Raw genomic sequence first — 19,179 nt, forward strand, 5'->3', positions numbered from 1 at the left:
GATATATTAACGGTAACAAAATACCGTCTGTTACGTCAAATATCAATAAATATCATCATTTAACCTTATTTCTTTGGAAACCATCTTAAATATAAAAGAAGTCAGTAAACAATATAAAAGTGCGGCTTCCTCACTGACTATACTCGATCATATCAATTTCTCTATCCAGAAAGGCTCCACTGTATCAATTACAGGACCTTCAGGTAGCGGGAAAACTACGCTTTTAGGTTTATGTGCCGGATTAGACCGGGCTACTTCTGGCAGTGTAGAACTAAACCATGTCTTATTAGACCAACTCTCCGAAGATGAAAGAGCCGCAGTCCGTAACCGTTACGTAGGCTTTATTTTTCAAAACTTTCAGCTGCTGCCTACACTAACTGCGCTGGAAAATATTATGGTTCCGCTTGAATTGAGAGGCGAAAAAAATATCCGTCCGCGGGCAATGGAATTATTAGATAAAGTAGGTTTAACAGACCGCGCAAATCATTATCCCGTGCAACTTTCCGGAGGGGAACAACAACGGATCTCTTTAGCAAGAGCTTTTTCTAATACCCCCGCAATCTTATTTGCTGATGAACCTACAGGAAATCTGGATGGAGAAACCAGTGAAAAAGTAATCCGCCTTCTTTTCGATTTAAACAAAGAAGCAGGAACAACTCTTGTAATCGTTACCCACGATCTGGAACTCGCCTCACGGACTGACCGGATTATCAAGTTGAAAAGTGGAGTAATTACAGCTGACGAACAAAAAACTTATGCCTGATCAAAAAACTGTCTTCCGAAAAACTGTTCCTGTTTCCTGGTTGTTTAAAATGGCATGGCGGGATAGTCGTAAAAACCGATCCAGGCTATTCCTTTTTACTTCCTCTATTATTTTAGGGATTGCGGCTTTGGTGGCTGTCTATTCTTTTAGCGATAACTTGCAGCGGGATATTGATGAACAAGCTAAAACACTAACCGGTGCAGATTTGATTATTGATAGCCGTAAAGAGATCAGTAAACCTGTATTGGCTATGCTGGATACTTTGGGTGATCAGCGTGCAAAAGAACAGAGTTTTCCTTCGATGCTTTATTTTATCAAAGGACAGGGGAGCCGTTTAGTTCAAATTAAGGCACTGGAAGGCCAGTATCCTTTTTACGGAACCATAGAAACGACTCCAAAAGCAGCCGCTAAACAATTTGATCAGGGAAGAAATGCACTCATAGATAAAACTGTGATGCTGCAATTTAATGCTAAACCGGGCGATTCTGTTCAAATTGGTAAACTTAACTTTGCGATTGCAGGTTATTTAGAACAGGCGCCAGGACAATCAGGGATTATGGCCTCCATTTCACCGGTGGTTTATATTCCTTTCAAATATTTAAAACAGACGGGATTGGCTCAGTTTGGCAGCCGGATTCACTATTCTTTCTATTATAAATTCAAGCAGTCAGCAGCTATTCCTTTTTTATTGAAAAAAATCAAGCCTGTTCTGGATAAAGAGGGGCTTGACCATGAAACCATTGCTTCTAAAAAACAAAGTACAGGCCGCGCTTTTCAGGACTTGACCCAATTTCTTTCTCTTGCAGGGTTTATCGCCTTATTATTAGGTTGTATTGGAGTTGGAAGTGCGATTCACGTTTATATCAGTGAAAAACTCGCTGCAATTGCGACCTTACGCTGTCTGGGAGTAAGTGCCTGGGAGGCCTTCTTTATTTATCTTATTCAATTGACCTTTATTGGGTTTGCAGGAGCGGTTGCAGGGGCAATAATCGGTTCCGGACTTCAGTTTTTATTACCCTATGTACTGAAAGACTTTCTGCCGGTAGATTTTACTATGCAAATTTCCTGGGTAGCTATATTGCAGGGGATCATAACAGGGGTGGTGATTGCCATACTTTTTGCTTTGCCCTCTCTGTTATCAGTTCGCCGGATATCCCCGCTCAATGCAATAAGACTATCTTTTGAGCAAATTAAACTAAAAACAGATCCGCTTAAAATTATAGTTTATCTGATCATTTTCTTATTCGTACTGGTCTTTACCTATCTTCAGATGAATAGCTGGCTACAGGCACTTATCTTTTCAGGCGCACTGGTACTCACTATTTTGATATTTTACGGACTATCAATTCTACTATTAACGCTGGTTAAAAAAACAATTCCCAAGGGTATTGCCTATACGTGGAGACAAGGGTTTTCTAATCTCTACCGGCCAAATAACCTGACGCTCATGCTCATTGTTGCTATCGGTTTATCGACCACACTGATTGCCACCTTGTATTTCGTTCAGGGAATACTCATTAATAAAGTGACTATCTCTTCTGGAAAAGATCAGCCTAATATGGCCCTTTTCGATATCCAGGACGATCAGGTAAAAGCCTTAAATGCACTGGCCACACAATATCATCTGCCTTTAATGAACCAGGTTGCAGTAGTAACGATGCGCCTGGAAGAAATTAACGGTAAAACGGCTACACAATTGGCTGAGGCTGATAGTTTAAAAAAGAAGGAACCTGAAAATAAAGAGAATCAAAAGCGGGAAAGCTCTTCTTCTGCCTTTAAAAATGAGATCAGGGCTACTTTTCAGAAACAATTAACCAGTGCAGAAAAAATCACAGCTGGAAAGTGGGTCGGAAAAGTGAACTATCCGGAGGATATAGTTTATATCTCGCTTGATGAACGTTATGCAGAAAGGATTGGGGTGAAAGTAGGAGATAAAATGCTTTTTAACGTGCAGGGCATGATGATTCCAACAGTAATCGGAAGTCTCCGGAAAGTAGAATGGGGAAAAGTACAAACCAATTTCCGTGTCTTATTTCCTGCTGGTGTCTTAGAAGAAGCCCCTAAATTCCATGTGCTGATGACTAAAATACCTGACGCGGAAACTTCTGCGAAATTTCAGGCAGCAGTAGTCCGGGGTTTTCCAAACATTTCAGTCATCGACCTTGGGCTGGTGCTGCAAGTTTTAGATACATTACTCGGTAAAATCAGTTTTGTTATTCGCTTTATGGCATCCTTCAGTATTATCACAGGATGGATTGTGCTGATTTCTGCTGTGAGAAGCAGTAAAAACCAAAGACTTCGGGAAATTGTACTCCTGAGAACTATCGGTGCAAAAGGGGCACAAATTCTTTCTATTACAGCTATCGAATATCTGTTTCTTGGAGTACTTGCTGCTGCCGCAGGAATGGTGATTGCCCTGGCAGGAAGCTGGGCGCTGGCAACCTATATTTTCGACGCAGTCTTCATACCTGAACTTTTACCTGTAGTGTTATTATTTAGTGCAGTGACCTTGATTGTAGTGATTACAGGAATGAGCAGTAGCAGGGGAATATTGAAATATCCACCTTTAGAAGTCTTAAGAAAAGATAGTTAAGAGAAAATGTCCTTAAACCAGAAAATTCGGAACAATGTTTGCATATTGTGTGAAAATTTAGATTCACACCAAAAGAAATTATGAAGAAAAGAATACATGTTTTAGAAGATGACCAGGATATCAGATATATTATTGAGTTTTTATTAAAAGATGAGGGATATGAATTACAATTATCTTCAACTTTTGCAGAGTTAAAAAGTAAATTAAATGATGCATTGCCAGATTTGTTTATCATTGATGTGATGTTGCCTGATGGAAACGGAATTGAAATCTGTGATGATTTAAAAACTGATATGTTTACTAAACATATTCCTGTGATTGTAATGTCAGCAAATCCTGAAAGTAAAGAGAAAAGTGTTACTGCACAAGCCGATGCTTATATTAGTAAACCGTTTGATCTGGATTATGTAGTTAAAAGAATAGAAAGATTATTGGTTAAATAAGGTGTTAAATTTCCCTGTTTGCCTAAATTTATAAAATGATGATTTTACTGGAAAACGAAAATATCAAAGTAACTATTTCGGCAAAAGGAGCGGAGTTACAAAGTATCAAAAGCAAAAAAGATGACCTGGAATATTTATGGAAAGGTGATCCGGCTTTTTGGGGCAAATTCAGCCCTGTACTTTTCCCGATTGTAGGGGCACTTAAAAATAACACCTATTGTATTGGTGACCAGTCTTATCAGCTTCCCCGTCATGGCTTTGCAAGAGACCTTAACTTTGAGGTTCAGCAAATTAGTGAGGAGGAAGCTTTATTTACACTTGCCCACAATGCACAAACTCTGGAGGTTTATCCTTTTGAGTTTAAATTCAGCTTGAGATACAGCCTTTCCGGCGCAGCAGTTTCCTGTACTTACGAAGTGAATAATCCGGGAACAAAAGACCTTTTGTTTTCTGTAGGTGGCCATCCGGCTTTTGCCGTTCCATTAACTTCAGATACGCTTTATGAAGATTATTACCTTGAATTTTCTCAGGATGAGTCTTTGAATATTCACCAGATTGAAGATAACCTGATCAGTGATCAGGTCGCTATCTTACAGCTCAGTGACCGTAAACTAAACTTGCAGCATGAATTGTTTTACAATGATGCACTGGTAATCAAAGACCTGAACAGTAAATCTATTCAGTTAAAGAATACTAAAAATCAGCACGGCCTTAATTTCCGTTTCATAGATTTTCCTTTTTTTGGGATCTGGTCAGCGAAGGATGCAGATTTTGTATGTCTGGAACCCTGGTGTGGTATTGCTGATGGCATTCATCATAACCAGCAACTTAGCGATAAAGAAGGAATACAATCTTTATCGCCAGGGCTTGACTGGAAAAGGAGCTGGGAAGTTGAAGTCTTTTAATCAGCCTTCAACACACTAACTTTCAGGCTTGATGCCTGCCCGTTTTTAAAATATACACGGTGGGTTGCTTTTTGAAAATCAGCCTCCGTAGCTTTATATATATTCACAAATGTTTGCGGATTACGGTCTACTAAAGGGAACCAGGAACTTTGTACCTGTACCATGATTTTGTGCCCTTTCTTAAAGCAATGTGCCGCATCCTGCATATCAAATTTAACTTCAGTAACTGCGCCGGGAACCATTGCCTCTGGCTCAGAAAAGCTGTTTCTGAATTTAGAACGCATTACTTCACCACGAACCAGCTGCTGAAAACCGCCCATTTTTGTTCCAGCAACAGGACTATCATCAGGCGCATCACCAGGATATACATCAATCAGCTTCACTACAAAATCAGCATCTGTGCCCGTTGTAGAAACAAACAGGTCAGCTAATAAATGCCCGGATATTACTACATCATTTTCTAAAATTGGCGTCTGATAAACCAATACATCCGGTCTTGAAGCTGCAAAACGCTGATCTTCGTACATATAATCACTACCCCTGTCAATTCTTATAGCATTGGTATAAGGAACAGGATTCTGCGGATCGCTGATAAATTCATCATATTCCTTTGTATCCTTTGCAGGAGCTTCAAAAGATAGTTTTCCGCCAGCATGAAAATAAAGACGTTCTTCTTTGGCTTCAGGAGGAGGCCATGCTGCGTATTTTTTCCATTGATTAGAGCCTGTTTCAAATATAGTAGCTTTTGGCAGCTCAGGATTTGCCGTTCCTTTAAGATAGTGGTTAAAGAAGGCCAGTTCAATCTGCTCTCTATAATAAGGGCCTGTTTCTGAATGAAAACGTACATTACCGAGAGATTCATTGTTGCCGGTTGTCCAGCTTCCATGCGTCCATGGGCCCATAACCAAATAGTTTGGGGCAGCAGGTTTATTCTTTTCTATACCCGCAAATGTCTTTAAAGGACCGTATAAATCTTCCTGATCAAACCATCCGCCAACAGTCATCACTGCTGGTTTGATATTTTTAAGATGTGGAACCGGAGTACGTGATTTCCAGAATTCAGAATAGTTCTCATTGTCCATCATTTCATTCCAGATCAGATTTTTTCCTTTGAAATAACGTTCATCGGCATTTTTTAAAGGGCCGAGGTTTTTATAAAACTCATAAGCATCTGGTGTACCATAGGCCGTAAATCTGTCTGCATGATTTGGCGTCGGTTCAGGTCTTGGTGCTCCGTAATAAGCTAAAAATGAGAAAGTCCCCATTAAAAAGAATGCGCCATTATGGTGGCGGTCATCTCCCATAAACCAATCTGTTACCGGGGCTTGTGGAGAAGCAGCTTTCAATGCAGGATGTGCATCAATGGTAGTCATTGTCGTATAAAAACCAGGAGCAGAGATCCCCCAGGTTCCAACTTTACCATTGTTTCCTTCCACATTTTTAACCAGCCAGTCTATGGTATCATAACTATCAGAACTTTCATCTACAGCTGTTTTACCTTTTTTATTAGGAATATAAGGGCGGGTAGCGACGAATTCCCCTTCAGACATATATCTGCCTCTTACGTCCTGATAAACGAATATATAGCCATCTTTTGCGAAAACGATAGAAGGGCCTAAGCTTGTTTTGTAAAACTCTGCTCCATATGGCCCCGCAGAGTAAGGAGTACGGTTATAGAGTATCGGATATTTTTTTGTTTTATCTTTTGGCACATAGATGATGGTAAACAATTTTACACCATCCCGCATTGGAACCAGTTTTTCAATTTTCGTATAATGCGCAGTAATATAAATAGCATCATCCGGATTTTGTGCTGGTTTTTGAGCCAGCGTACCAAATGATAACATAGAGACCGCGGCTGATAAGATATATGTTTTCGTAGCTAAAGATTTCATACCGGCAAAATAGACATATTGTTTATACAATTATAAAAAGCATTTCAAATTTTATCATTTGGTGGCTATTTTTCATGATGTGTACATGCCCTGTTTAATCTCCAGTTGACCAGGTGAGCAGCCGCTACTGTGAACCCGCCTAAAGGGATTAGAACAGGCTCAAGGCTTTCTATGCCAGAAAAATGACCTAGGGCAATCAATGCAAAACCACTGAATAAAACAATAAACGGAAATAATTTATGATGTTGTTTCCGGTAAGACATACTTAAAGATAGCGTTCCGAGTATTACAGACACGATAATCATAGAGATCTCTACCCATTCATTACTTAAAAATTCAAGGCCCAAAAGTGGGAGTGTAGTCAGGAATATAGGAACTAAAGCACAATGGATTGCACATAAAGTCGAAGCAGTCATTCCGAGCCGGTCAAGGCGTTGTGAGGTTTTTGAAAGGGACATAGCAAATAATATTGAGTTGCAAATATAGAAGCAACTTTATTGCATTTGATCTGTGTCAGGTCATATTTTCATTTTTATTCCCTTACATAATACCCAATATTCATGGCACTATTGGGTACTAAATTGTTCCAGATCATTCTCACCCCGTCTTCACTATCTTTATATTTAACTTCAATTGCCCGGCGTAACTTGTTCACCGTTGCACATTCTTTAGGAGACAAATAAAAATCATGGTCCTGGAAGAATTCCATTAAACGGTTAAAGTTCCTTCTCCTGTATTTATCCGTTTGACTGAGTTTAGTAAGCTCTCTGATCTGCGCTACAATAACTGAATGTTTGATCTGTGCTTTAAGATCCGGAATCAGATCAATCAGGCCATCTTCGGAGATCACCACCAACACTGTCTGCGCTTTATTAATCATATGCTCATAATACCTCACCGCTGAGTTATAGCGCGCACCTCTGGATGAATCGCCATTAGCTGTGGCAATGCCATCTAATATCACGCCTATTGCATGACAAGTACAGTCAATATCAATTAATACAGCGCCGTCAATGGAAGTGATCTGATGGATAATATCTTTATTGATCCGCATCGGTTTAATCTTAAAACACTGGCTGCTCAGCCGGACAGCTTCCTGATCTGCCTCAGAAGAAATGGCTAAAATAGTGCCGTGTTTCTGTTTGGTGGCCTCCATAGTCACCTCCCAAAGGGCATTTAACCTTGATTTATCAATTCCATGAAATACTCTTTTCAAGCTGGAATAGAACTTTTCTTTATTAATCTTTTCATTATGCAATGCAGGCATCCGGAAAGAAACGGACATCATAATATGATCATGGTGTAAAACTTCCCAGTGAAAATGTTTAGTGAAATGCACAATAAATAAAGATTCATCGTGGTAATTATATTTTCCCGTCAACTGTCCTAAGCCATAAATCCAGACTGAATCTGAGAGCATCATCTGTTTATTGTCTGCCAGCTCGAGAAACTTTCTCATTTTCCTGAAATCTTTAATGTGAATAGGATTTTCCAATAGCATCGTCACTTTAACATTAGGATGGTGTTGTTGCGCAATAACCATTTTTCCAAAACCTTCTTCACCCTCGTATTTCAAAGAGGAAATAGTGTTACAAGCATCAAACAATACATGCAGGCCACTGGAATTTTGGCCGGCAAGAGAAATTGTGGTCAGAAAATCGTGACCAGCTTTACTCACCAGCTCATCACGGCTTTTAGCCAGTACGTTAAAATCGGATTGCGGTTTTGATTTCAGCGCATCAGCTGCGGAATCTAAATATACTTTGATAATACTTTCCAGAAAAGAACGGCTGATCTGCTGTCCGTTTGATAGCGTATTTTTAGTCAGATAATAAAAAGTACTTAGCAATTGTCTGCTTAATTCCAGCACCACATAAACCAGGTACCCATTGATGTAAACAGGTTCAGAGAAGAAATAAGCATTGTTTTTCCCATTGACATGCGTTCTTAAAATATGCTGCATCTCTGTGACATAAGCAGTATTCAGCAAGCCGGTATGGTTCTCTTTTTCCTCCTTGTTCTCTTGTTTTACCAGTAAGCTATGTTGTATGCTCAGTGCTTTTAAAGACATGAAATCTTTCATTTCATATTCGGCATCCGGACATTCCAGGCTCACAAAAGGTAGGTGCATATCAGGTTTAAGCAATACCCCAATCAGAAAAATGCGTGGAGAAAGCCTGTCATCTAATGAATTAAAAAGTTCTTCTGCTGCAAGTTGCAATGATATCTGGCAATGCTGCTGATGTTCCCAAATTATATTATTAGCGCCTGTCATACTTAGTGTTGGATTGTTAAAGTAGAGTTTTCGCTATAATATACTAAGGTTTAGGATGATTAATGAATGATTACCCGCAAATATATTCGATTTTTTACAACTCAATTGTTAAAGAAAGTTAATTAGGTCAATCATTAATTACTACATTAGTTCTACAAAAAACACATTCTACCTGATGCAACCACACAAAGCCTCTAATGCTGCCTTAAGTGCAGCTATTCTAGTAGCATCTCTGGGCTACTTCGTTGATATTTATGACCTTTTATTATTCAGTATTGTCCGTATTCCGAGTTTAAAGTCTCTTGGGCTTAGCGGTTCAGCATTAACCGATACTGGTATTATGTTATTAAACACCCAAATGATCGGCATGCTGATCGGAGGTATCTTATGGGGGATGCTTGGCGATAAAAAAGGCCGCTTATCAGTACTATTCGGTTCTATATTTCTGTATTCTCTGGCTAATATTGCCAATGGATTGGTACACTCTGTTAATGCTTATGCGTTCTGGCGTTTTATTGCAGGATTAGGACTTGCAGGAGAATTGGGTGCCGGGATTACACTTGTCGCAGAACTGATGCCTAAAGAAAAGAGAGGATATGCAACTACTATTGTAGCTTCTGTAGGGGTGAGTGGTGCTGTAGTAGCCTATTTTATTGCACAGATGTTTGACTGGCGTACTTCCTTCTTTATTGGAGGGGGATTAGGCTTATTCCTGCTTTTACTCCGGATCGGTGTAGCAGAATCCGGGATGTTCAGTCAATCCAGAGAAGCAAATAACCGGGGTGATTTCTTTGCCCTGTTCAAAAATAAAGTTCAGTTTGTTAAATATATCCGGTGTATCCTGATTGGTATTCCTTTATGGTTTGTTGTAGGGATCTTAATTACGTTATCTCCTGAATTCGGTAAAGTATTACGTGTGCAGGGAGAAGTGAGCGCAGGTGCAGCCGTAGCCTGGTGTTATGGAGGGATCGTGATCGGTGATATTGCCGGCGGGTTAATCAGCCAGTGGCTAAAGAGCCGGATTAAAGTCGTTTATATTTTCCTGGGGATGGCCACTATAGGTATTACTGCCTATTTTACACTTTATGACCTTAGTTTACAACATTTTTACTGGTTATGTGGTGGTATAGGACTGACTGTAGGTTACTGGGTAATCTTTATGACGATTGCAACCGAACAGTTTGGTACGAATATCAGGGCTACAGTAACCACTACTGTCCCTAACTTTGTACGTGGCGCTGTTGTTCCGCTCACCCTGCTTTTTCAATTGTTAAAAGGGGCTTTTGGCGGAAATATTATCCATTCTGGAATTACAGTTGCGATTATCAGCTTTGCGGTTGCATTTTATGCCTTAAGCAGGATGAAAGAGACTTTTTCTAAGGATCTGGATTATGTGGAAGAATTTTAGCGCTTTCAATTGCTAATTTCTAACCTAAATATATCTTTTATGAAAAACAGTAAAAAAAAACTGGTTCTATTGATGTGCCTGTTGTTACCGGCGCTGGTTTATACCAGCTGTAAAAAACTGGAATCAGCAGCAGGTGGTGGCTCTTCAGGGACAGTAACACCAAGTGCCATTACTAAACAAAAATTTATTGCCTACTACATCACTGATGGCCGTAATCCTGCTTTTAAACTTCGTGATCTGCCTGATGGGGTAGACATGGTAGTCTTATTTGGCGTTAAATACTGGCAATACCTGGATACTTTAAAATATCCGGCAGGAACAGGTATGATGGGTAATTACAAATCTTATGGTGCGTATTTTAGTGATGTAAAAGCTTTACAGCAAAGAGGGATTAAAGTTTTGCAGAATGTGGATGATGCAGCCAGCTGGCAGGACGCAAAACCTGATGGATATGCAACGCCTGAACTCTGGGCAACTGCTTTAAAACAGACATTAATTGATAAATATCATCTGGATGGAATTAGCCTGGATATTGAACATCCGGGTAAAAAACCAAATCCAATTCCTCCATTTCCAAAGTTTTCAGAGATTGGATATAATGGATGGTATAGTGGATCTATGGATGCCAATCCTAACTTCCTTTCTTGTATTGGTGCATTAACCAAATATTTTGGTCCGAAAGCGAATAACAATACACAATTGCATACTGCTACCGGACTGGATGTTTATTCCTGGAATAAAATCGCTGAGAAATATGTAGATGCTATTGACTATTTCCAGGTGCAATCTTATGATAGAAAGGTTACTGATTGTCAGCTGATGATGAATTATGCAGTAGGTACGAATAAGATACCAGCTTCAAAAATGGTTTTTGGGTCTTATGCAGAAGGAGGGAAGTCTCAGGCTGAAGATGCTAAATTAGCGAAATGGAAACCAACTCAGGGTCAAAAAGGGGGGATGATGGTTTATACTTATAATGCAAATACGGCTTATGCTAAGGTGATTTTAGATAGTTTACGCTCTACTGACTAAAACGTTTATATATAGATATCTTAATATCTTTACTAAAGGCTTGCTGTCAACTTTGTTGTCATAGCAAGCCTTTTTTGATTATAAAGTTTAAATTGCAGCTTAATCGATAATCATGCAATACATCCTTGGAATAGACATTGGGACCGGAAGTACTAAAGCGGTAGCTGTAGGGGCAGACCATAAAGCTTTCGATAGCAGTCAATATTTTTATCCAACCGAGGTCACCCAGCCTGGTTATAGTGAGCAGGACCCCGAGCTGATCTGGAAAGCCTTTCAGCAAAGTATAGCGACTATGGTTTCCAGGTTAAAGTCCGGCCCTGCGGCAATCAGTTTAAGCTGCGCGATGCACAGTTTGATTGCTGTAGATGAAAATGGTAAGGCATTAGCACCAATGATGACCTGGGCAGACAGCAGAAGTACGCCGGTTGCAGCTTCATTATTAGCTACTCCACTGGGGGCAATCTTATATAAAGCAACGGGTACACCAGTTCATTCAATGTCTCCTTTATGCAAAATCATCTGGATCCGAGAGAATCAGCCTGATTTTTTTAAAAGCGTTTATAAGTTTATCTCTATCAAAGAATATATCTGGTATCGTTTGTTCCATACTTTTGAGGTAGATCATTCTGTAGCATCCTGTACCGGACTCATGGATGTTCAGCAACTAGTCTGGCATCCGGAAGCTTTAGCCACTGCTGGAATTAAGGCAGAACAACTTTCTGCTTTAGTCAGTACACATTATTTAAGAAAAGATCTTGATCCTTCCGCAGGCCTGTCCTGTTTGGAAAAGGATACACCATTTATTATCGGAGCAACGGATGGTTGTCTTGCAAACTTAGGTACAGGGGCAGTAAAACCAGGGATTGCAGCTTTAACCATTGGAACAAGCGGAGCTTTAAGAGTTGCAGGAGATACTGCTGTATTGAATAAAAAGGCAATGACTTTCAGTTACCGTCTTGATGAAGAGACTTTTATCAATGGAGGTCCTGTCAATAACGGAGGGATCGCCTTGAAATGGCATATGAAGAATGTTCTCCAAAAAACAGAACTCAATGAAAATGACTACAATGAGGTACTGAATAAAATTGAAGCTATTAAACCGGGTGCTGAAGGACTTGTTTTTCTACCTTATTTACAAGGAGAGCGTGCTCCGATCTGGGATTCCAAAAGCTGTGGTACATTTTTCGGAATGCACCTGAATCATCAGACTGCTCATTTTACACGTGCGGTGATTGAAGGGATTTGTTTCGCACTGAATGATGTTTTACTGGCATTAACTGCCTCCGGACAAGAAATAAAACAGTTAAATGTAAGCGGCGGTTTTGTGACTTCAGCCATCTGGTTACAAATTATGGCTGATATTACAGGTAAAAAACTTTTGCTGTATAGTGTGGAAGACGCTTCAGCAGTGGGGGCAGCTTATCTTGCTTTTAAAGCACTTGGGCTCTCGGCAGCTTACCCACTCCCGGATCAGCAGGACATTACTTATATTGAACCTGATGAAAAGAATCATCTGATTTATCAAACCAGTTTTGGTCTTTATAAAAAGATATATGAACAGCTAAAAGGAGTGATGCACGAAATGTATGATTTGCAGAACAACAGTTAGTCTTAAACAGAAAAGCCTGTTAACCCGATCATCAGGTTAACAGGCTTTTATGTTTATAATTTAGTTTTATTGATGAACGGAATTATAACTTTTCACCAAAGAAGTCAGAGACTTTGCATCAAAATATTCTATTCCTTTAATGCGTTCAGTCAGATCCTGATCATCAGACATATTCTCCATTAAGATATTTTTTATATACTGTGTATTAGTATCTGAGTTATCCGGAGTAATTTCCTTCATATCACCAGAACCTGGCTTTTCTATATAATATAATGCGCGGCGTTCTCTCCTGGGACGGTCATCGTCGTCTCCGCGACCTCCAAAACTTACGCCTCCGCCAATTCCAACACCACTATAACCTCCGGTTCCAATACCCAGGCCGATGGAAGGTGAGAAACGAACCCGTCTTCTTGGTTTTTCAACAACTCCTGTACTGCCACCCATTGAATATAAATTCAATTTACCCGCTTCTACAAGTTTAAAGAAACGGTATCCGGCTTTTTTGTTCGCTACAAAAGGCTTGCTGACATAGGTTTCCCCATTCCATAAAAACTCCTTAATATCTTTAGCATTATATTGTGCCATTGATCCATCGTCTTTTTTGAGGCCGACCGTCAGAAAATCAGTTCCCTGTATCGTTCCACGGACAAAATTACCCGTATCAATCACTACAGCATCTTGTGCTGAAGCGGCCAGTGCAAGTAAAGAGAAGAGTACCAGTGTACTCACATATTTTATTAGCTTCATATCAATTCAAATAACTTCATATCAATCTAAATAACGTTAATTATTTGCTAATTGTTGTCACAGGCAGTTCAGATATGTAAAATGCCCTGAAAATTATCCAGGGCATTCTTTTTATATTATTCTGTCAGGAAGATTACGCTGCTTTTTTTACAGGTGTTGTCGTCTTAACTGTTGTTTTTTTTACTTCCTTATTTGTTTTAAAACGTTTATCAGGTGTTCCATCTTTTTTCAAAGGCTGCTTGTTCTTTTTATAACGCATATCTTTTGAACCATCCTTTTTTGTTTGAGCGAATGTTTGCGTTGTTGTAAAAGCCATTACAGCCAACAGCATCATAACGATTAACTTTTTCATATTGCGGTTTTTTTAAATTTACATGAAGCTATAAAACATTTTCCAGATTCGCTACTATATTCAGCCGAATTATAATTTGGCGTATTTCTTGCTTCTTTGAGGCAGAACATACAAATAACGTACCATGACTAAACAAATTCTGGTAATTGCTATTACTGCCTGCACCTTATGGGGATGTGGGCATTCAAAAACTTCTGAAAAACTAAATGCGGATAGTCTGACTAAAGACAGCTTAACTATGGATGGTGTAAAATCTGATAGTTTAAAAATGGATCTCGACCATAGTTCTAAAAATGCTTTAGATTGGGACGGAACTTACAAAGGGATTGTTCCTTGTGCAGATTGTGAAGGGATTGAAACTACTTTAGTTTTGGGTAAAGAATTGACCTATACGCTAAAAACAAAATATCTGGGCAAAAGTGATGCGAAGGTTTTCGAGGAAAAAGGGAAATTCAGCTGGGAAAAAAGTGGTCAGATAATCACATTGGATGGCATCAAAGACGCACCAAATAAATATTTTGTGGGAGAAAATAAAATCATTCAACTGGATATGAACGGTAAAAAGATTACTGGAGAACAAGCAGATCTTTATATTTTGAAAAAATAACACGGTCATTAGTGAGCGGATATACCGCAATAAAAAAAGGGATTAGCATTGCTAATCCCTTTTTGCTGTTTAAGCTGATTAAAATATTATTCAGTGACTCTTTTTAAGCCGAATTTCTCAATTTTGCTGTACAAGTGACTACGTTGGATATCAATATCGTCCGCAGTTTTAGAGACATTCCAGTTGTTCTTTTCCAGTTTAAACTTGATGAATTCTCTTTCCGCATGATCTTTATAATCCTGGAAATTTGTGAATTTATCATAATTGGTTGTTCCGGCAGCTGAACCATTGCTGTTACCGTTAAAACCATGATTTGCGGCGCCAATGTTGGTTCCGCCACCCGGATTAGCAAATGCGATAACCTCATGCTCAGAGATAATCTTATCGCTTAAAATGATCAGACGTTCAATCATATTGTGCAACTCACGTACGTTTCCTGTCCATGGTAAGTTTTGCAACGCAAGCATTCCGGCTTCACTGATCTTTTTTACCGGCATGCCATAATCTTTACAGATATCTTCTAAAAAGCTCATGGCAATTTCAGGAATATCTTCGCGGCGTTCTGTTAAATGAGGAACATGGATATTGATGACATTTAAACGGTGGTATAAATCCATTCTGAAATTACCATCTTCGATTTCTTTCATCAGGTCTTTGTTCGTTGCAGCAAGTACACGTACATTAACTTCTAACTCTTTTTCACCACCAACACGCGTAATTTTATGTTCTTGTAAAGCACGAAGTACTTTTGCCTGGGCAGAAAGACTCATATCCCCGATTTCATCCAGGAATAAAGTACCACCATTGGCCAGTTCGAACTTACCGATACGCTGTTTTACAGCAGAGGTAAATGATCCCTTTTCGTGACCGAAAAGTTCACTTTCAATCAGCTCAGATGGGATTGCAGCACAGTTTACTTCAATTAAAGGGCTCTCTGAACGGTGGGATTTTTCATGTAACCAACGGGCCACTAATTCTTTACCACTACCATTTGCACCGGTAATCAATACACGGGCTTCAGTAGGGGCAACACGCTCAATAGTTTCTTTGATTTTATTGATATTCTCTGAACTACCAAGAATATCTCTTGTTTTACTTACTCTGCGTTTTAAAACTTTAGTTTCAGTAACCAGGTTACCTCTGTCCAGTGCATTTCTGACAGTGATCAGTAAACGGTTTAAATCAGGTGGTTTAGAGATGAAGTCAAAAGCACCTTTTTTACTGGCTTCAATGGCTGTTTCTACCGTACCGTGGCCGGAGATCATAATAAATGGTAAATCAGGACTGTAAGCCAATGCTTGTTCAAGCACTTCCATACCATCCATCTTATTCATTTTTATATCACATAATACCAGGTCGTATTTCTTTTTTTTGATCAGATCTAATCCATCAACTCCATTATCAATATCCTCTACCTCGTAATTTTCGTACTCTAAGATCTCACGTAATGTGCTTCTTATCGCACGTTCATCATCAATAATTAATAATTTAGCCATAGGGGGTTGTTAGTCTTTTATCGGATACGAATATATTTACTAATTATCAAATAATACAGATAAAATAAAAAAATGCAAGCCTGTAAGCCGGGTTCTGTACCTTGATAAATCAAGGCTTCTACCATTAATCTACTATAAATGTCGCCATTTATCTCTAACGACCTACCCACTGACATCGGACGAGCAGCCCTACATGCGTCAGCCTATTTGGTCTTTCAACTCCCGGGGTTTACCAGCCCTTCCGGTCACCCGGAAAATTCGTGAGCTCTTACCTCACGATTTCAACCTTACCTGTGCCCTTAACAGGCCATCGGCGGTGTATTTTCTGCGGCACTTTCCATAATTCAGGTCTTCAATCCCAAACCTCTTCCCGTTAGGAAGCGAGATGCTCTGTGTTGCCCGGACTTTCCTCTTTAAGATGCCGGAGCATTACTTACAGCGATAGAACAGCTTGCATTTTGCGCAAAGGTACAGAAACCGATTTAAAAAATACTACTTGCAGCTCTTAAGATCGTTTTCTACCTGCTGAGTGGTGTACATTCCTTGTTTATGGCCAAAGCCATTGGTGATATAAACCACTAATTGAGCGATATCTATATTAGCCAGGTTAAATTCAGGCATTTTGCCTTCATAAACCTGTCCATGTACAGTAACCGGTGTTGAAATCCCATTTTTAATAATACAAGCGAGCTTTTCTTTGTTCGCTTTCATGAACACGCTGTCAGTAAGGGGCGGGGTTAAGGCACCCAGGCCTTCACCTTTTCCGCCATGACAATTCTGGCAATGCTTGATATAAAGATCCCGTCCATTTACATAATAAGCGTCCTGCTGTACTGTTTCTGCTGTCTGGCAAGAATAAAACATGCTGATCAGCGCAAGCGAAACCAGACTAATTACTATAAATTTCCTCATCTCTATTTTTTATCCTCTGCTAGTAAAACCGGAATATCTTTTTCTAATTGTGCTACCTGTTCAGGGTTTGTGCCATCATAAGCACCTCGGATTCTTCTGTCTTTATCAATTAAGACCAGAAAGCCCTGGTGTACATAGCCATCTCTATTTGCACTATCAACATTAACAGCAACCAGGTAACTTTTTTCTGCTAAAGTATATACGCTATCTTTCGGGCCGTATACAAATTGCCATTTCGGGCCATCTACTCCAAGTTTTTGCGCATACTTTTTAAGCACTGAAGGTGTGTCATACTTAAAATCTATCGTATGTGATAAAAACATGACATCAGGATTATTTTTGAACTTTTCTGAGATCATTTTCAAGTTTCTATGCATAATAGGGCAGATACTCGTGCAAGAAGTGAAAAAGAAATCTGCAATATAGATTTTACCTTTAAAATGATCGTTTGTAATATATACACTATCCTGATTCAGGAATTTAAAAGCAGGTATAGTCTGATATATCGTATCAACACCAGCTGTTCCATCGCTGTTTTTAACCGTTTTAGTGTCTCTTAAGCCATATATCGGAAGTTTTCTTTCATTCTTGCAGGAAGAAGCAAACAGCGTGGCAGTCAGTAAAATAGCGCAGATAAGTGTGTATTGATGTCTCATAATAAAATTTATTGATCCGGCAAAGGTACACTACTGTAAAAATAAAGTGTAACACAGCTGTAAATATTTATTAGTTTTGCGCCAAGAATTGTAATGCTTAATGAGAAAGAGATATAATGCTGCCATAACAGCTTTGGGAGGATATGTACCGGAAACCATTTTAACCAATCATGATCTGGAGAAAATGGTGGATACGAATAGTGACTGGATTATTTCAAGAACTGGTATCCATGAGAGAAGAATCCTTAACGATGATTCACTTGCAACCTCCGACTTAGCTACCATGGCAGTCAAAAGACTGTTGGAAGATAGTCACATCAACCCGGATGAAATCGAATGCGTAATTGTGGCTACGGCTACTCCTGACTATATTATGGTTTCGACCGCAAGTATTGTCTGTGAAAAAGCAGGATTGAAAAACGCGTGGGGTGTGGATTCCAATGCAGCTTGCAGCGGCTTTCTCTATGCCCTGACTCTGGGTGCAAGCTTAATTGAGAGTAACCGTTACAAAAATGTAATTGTTATTGGTGCAGATGCAAACAGTTCTATAGTAAATTACGAAGACAGAAATACCTGTATTCTTTTTGGTGACGGTGCCGGAGCAGTTTTGCTGGAGCAGACCGAAGCAGAAACAGGATTAGTAGATAATGTGTTCAGAACTGACGGTGTAGGTAAAGAACATTTGATCGTTACTGCTGGTGGTTCATTAAATCCATCTTCACTGGATACGCTTGACAGGAAACAGAATTACATTTCTCAAAATGGAAGGATCGTTTTTAAAGCGGCAATTGAAGGCATGACGCAGACCTGTAATGAAATCATGGAAAGAAATCACCTGGAGATTAAAGATATCAACTGGTTGATTCCACATCAGGCAAACCTGCGTATTATTCAGGCCGTAGGGGATAAGTTAGGCTTGAAAGAAGATCAGGTAAAGGTTAACATTCAGCTTTACGGTAATACCACTGCTGCAACGATCCCATTGTGTATGTGGGAATTTAAAAACGATTTCAAAGAAAATGATAACTTGTTGCTCACCGCTTTTGGTGCAGGGTTCTCCTGGGGAGCAACCTATTTAAAATGGGGTAAATTAAGGGGGTAACAATCCATGTTCACACGCTTTATAGCTATATTACTTTTAATGTGTTCGGCTTCAGTAAGCCTGTCGGGACTTTTTGTCGTTGCAGGTTTTGAAATGAACCAGGGGTATATTGCGAAAGAGCTTTGTGTGAATAAAGATAAACCACAATTGCATTGCAATGGGCAGTGTTACCTGATGAGAAAGCTCAAACAGGCACAGGAAAAGGAACAGAAACAAGACCATCAGTTCCAGAAAATCCAGTTGCAGGAAGCTATAGTTTCTACCCCTTTTATATTTAAACAATATTCTTTTATTGCGATAAACCTGCGTATTCCCTTAACAACGGGAGTACCAGTAGCGCGTTTGAACGCTATTTTCCACCCTCCGCAGTTCTCCTGCTAATAC

General features: G+C 39.5%; 18 protein-coding genes and 1 other RNA gene. 10 read left to right on the forward strand and 9 right to left on the reverse strand.

What is annotated here, in order from left to right; genetic code table 11:
- Positions 1 to 73: 73 nt before the first annotated feature.
- From HDE70_RS04070 to HDE70_RS04085, 4 genes are all read left to right on the forward strand, one after another.
- Positions 74 to 763, forward strand: coding sequence for an ABC transporter ATP-binding protein (locus HDE70_RS04070; protein ID WP_183888170.1), 690 nt, complete (start codon positions 74 to 76; stop codon positions 761 to 763).
- The gene (locus HDE70_RS04075) at positions 756 to 3,356 is read left to right on the forward strand and encodes an ABC transporter permease (protein WP_183888172.1); all 2,601 of its coding nucleotides are present in this window, start codon (positions 756 to 758) and stop codon (positions 3,354 to 3,356) included. The genes HDE70_RS04070 and HDE70_RS04075 overlap by 8 nt, the downstream gene beginning before the upstream one ends.
- Before the next feature lie 80 nt (positions 3,357 to 3,436).
- Positions 3,437 to 3,799 (forward strand): response regulator transcription factor, encoded by a 363-nt coding sequence (locus HDE70_RS04080; RefSeq protein WP_068400803.1) that lies wholly within the window; start codon positions 3,437 to 3,439, stop codon positions 3,797 to 3,799.
- A 35-nt stretch (positions 3,800 to 3,834) separates the two neighbouring features.
- Entirely contained in the window at positions 3,835 to 4,704 is an 870-nt protein-coding gene (locus HDE70_RS04085) for an aldose 1-epimerase family protein (protein ID WP_260159912.1), read from the forward strand.
- Here HDE70_RS04085 and HDE70_RS04090 read toward each other — a convergent pair.
- From HDE70_RS04090 to HDE70_RS04100, 3 genes are all read right to left on the reverse strand, one after another.
- Positions 4,701 to 6,599, reverse strand: a complete 1,899-nt coding sequence (locus HDE70_RS04090; RefSeq protein ID WP_221302002.1) for a CocE/NonD family hydrolase — start codon at positions 6,597 to 6,599, stop codon at positions 4,701 to 4,703. The genes HDE70_RS04085 and HDE70_RS04090 overlap by 4 nt on opposite strands.
- Before the next feature lie 65 nt (positions 6,600 to 6,664).
- Positions 6,665 to 7,057, reverse strand: a complete 393-nt coding sequence (locus HDE70_RS04095) for a MerC domain-containing protein (RefSeq protein WP_183865418.1) — start codon at positions 7,055 to 7,057, stop codon at positions 6,665 to 6,667.
- 74 nt (positions 7,058 to 7,131) lie between these two features.
- A complete protein-coding gene (locus HDE70_RS04100) occupies positions 7,132 to 8,874 on the reverse strand; it encodes a diadenylate cyclase (protein WP_183888174.1) in 1,743 nt (580 codons plus the stop codon).
- 175 nt (positions 8,875 to 9,049) lie between these two features.
- On the opposite strand from HDE70_RS04100, the gene HDE70_RS04105 reads away from it, so the two are divergent.
- The 3 genes from HDE70_RS04105 to HDE70_RS04115 all read left to right on the forward strand — a co-directional run bounded on the left by HDE70_RS04105 (position 9,050) and on the right by HDE70_RS04115 (position 12,923).
- Positions 9,050 to 10,282 (forward strand): MFS transporter, encoded by a 1,233-nt coding sequence (locus tag HDE70_RS04105; protein WP_183865420.1) that lies wholly within the window; start codon positions 9,050 to 9,052, stop codon positions 10,280 to 10,282.
- A 39-nt stretch (positions 10,283 to 10,321) separates the two neighbouring features.
- A complete protein-coding gene (gene endOF3 / locus HDE70_RS04110; protein WP_221302003.1) occupies positions 10,322 to 11,314 on the forward strand; it encodes an endo-beta-N-acetylglucosaminidase F3 in 993 nt (330 codons plus the stop codon).
- Between the two features lie 112 nt (positions 11,315 to 11,426).
- Entirely contained in the window at positions 11,427 to 12,923 is a 1,497-nt protein-coding gene (locus tag HDE70_RS04115) for a gluconokinase (protein WP_183888176.1), read from the forward strand.
- Between the two features lie 66 nt (positions 12,924 to 12,989).
- On the opposite strand, the gene HDE70_RS04120 is transcribed toward HDE70_RS04115, so the two are convergent.
- Positions 12,990 to 13,670 carry a hypothetical protein gene (locus HDE70_RS04120; RefSeq protein WP_183865422.1) on the reverse strand — a complete coding sequence of 227 codons (681 nt, stop codon included), beginning with the start codon at positions 13,668 to 13,670 and terminating at the stop codon, positions 12,990 to 12,992.
- A 133-nt stretch (positions 13,671 to 13,803) separates the two neighbouring features.
- Positions 13,804 to 14,022 (reverse strand): hypothetical protein, encoded by a 219-nt coding sequence (locus HDE70_RS04125; protein ID WP_068400783.1) that lies wholly within the window; start codon positions 14,020 to 14,022, stop codon positions 13,804 to 13,806.
- 124 nt (positions 14,023 to 14,146) lie between these two features.
- Here HDE70_RS04125 and HDE70_RS04130 point away from each other — a divergent pair, with 124 nt between their 5' ends.
- Positions 14,147 to 14,629 (forward strand): copper resistance protein NlpE, encoded by a 483-nt coding sequence (locus tag HDE70_RS04130; protein WP_183888178.1) that lies wholly within the window; start codon positions 14,147 to 14,149, stop codon positions 14,627 to 14,629.
- Positions 14,630 to 14,715: 86 nt separating this feature from the next.
- Here the strand turns inward: HDE70_RS04130 and HDE70_RS04135 are convergent, their stop codons facing one another.
- From HDE70_RS04135 to HDE70_RS04150, 4 genes are all read right to left on the reverse strand, one after another.
- On the reverse strand, positions 14,716 to 16,125 hold the full coding sequence (locus HDE70_RS04135; protein WP_183865424.1) for a sigma-54-dependent transcriptional regulator: 1,410 nt from the start codon (positions 16,123 to 16,125) through the stop codon (positions 14,716 to 14,718).
- A gap of 67 nt (positions 16,126 to 16,192) precedes the next feature.
- Positions 16,193 to 16,583: RNase P RNA component class A (gene rnpB / locus HDE70_RS04140), an RNA gene on the reverse strand.
- 34 nt (positions 16,584 to 16,617) lie between these two features.
- Positions 16,618 to 17,037, reverse strand: coding sequence for a c-type cytochrome (locus HDE70_RS04145; RefSeq protein WP_183888180.1), 420 nt, complete (start codon positions 17,035 to 17,037; stop codon positions 16,618 to 16,620).
- Between the two features lie 2 nt (positions 17,038 to 17,039).
- A complete protein-coding gene (locus HDE70_RS04150; RefSeq protein ID WP_183865426.1) occupies positions 17,040 to 17,693 on the reverse strand; it encodes an SCO family protein in 654 nt (217 codons plus the stop codon).
- Positions 17,694 to 17,793: 100 nt separating this feature from the next.
- Here HDE70_RS04150 and HDE70_RS04155 point away from each other — a divergent pair, with 100 nt between their 5' ends.
- Both HDE70_RS04155 and HDE70_RS04160 read left to right on the forward strand, forming a co-directional pair.
- Positions 17,794 to 18,795: a beta-ketoacyl-ACP synthase III gene (locus tag HDE70_RS04155; RefSeq protein WP_183865427.1), complete on the forward strand. Its 1,002-nt coding sequence runs from the start codon at positions 17,794 to 17,796 to the stop codon at positions 18,793 to 18,795.
- A gap of 39 nt (positions 18,796 to 18,834) precedes the next feature.
- The gene (locus tag HDE70_RS04160; protein WP_260159914.1) at positions 18,835 to 19,176 is read left to right on the forward strand and encodes a hypothetical protein; all 342 of its coding nucleotides are present in this window, start codon (positions 18,835 to 18,837) and stop codon (positions 19,174 to 19,176) included.
- Positions 19,177 to 19,179 lie beyond the last annotated feature (3 nt).

Origin of the sequence: Pedobacter cryoconitis, from assembly GCF_014200595.1 — a bacterium.
GTDB lineage: Bacteria > Bacteroidota > Bacteroidia > Sphingobacteriales > Sphingobacteriaceae > Pedobacter > Pedobacter cryoconitis_C.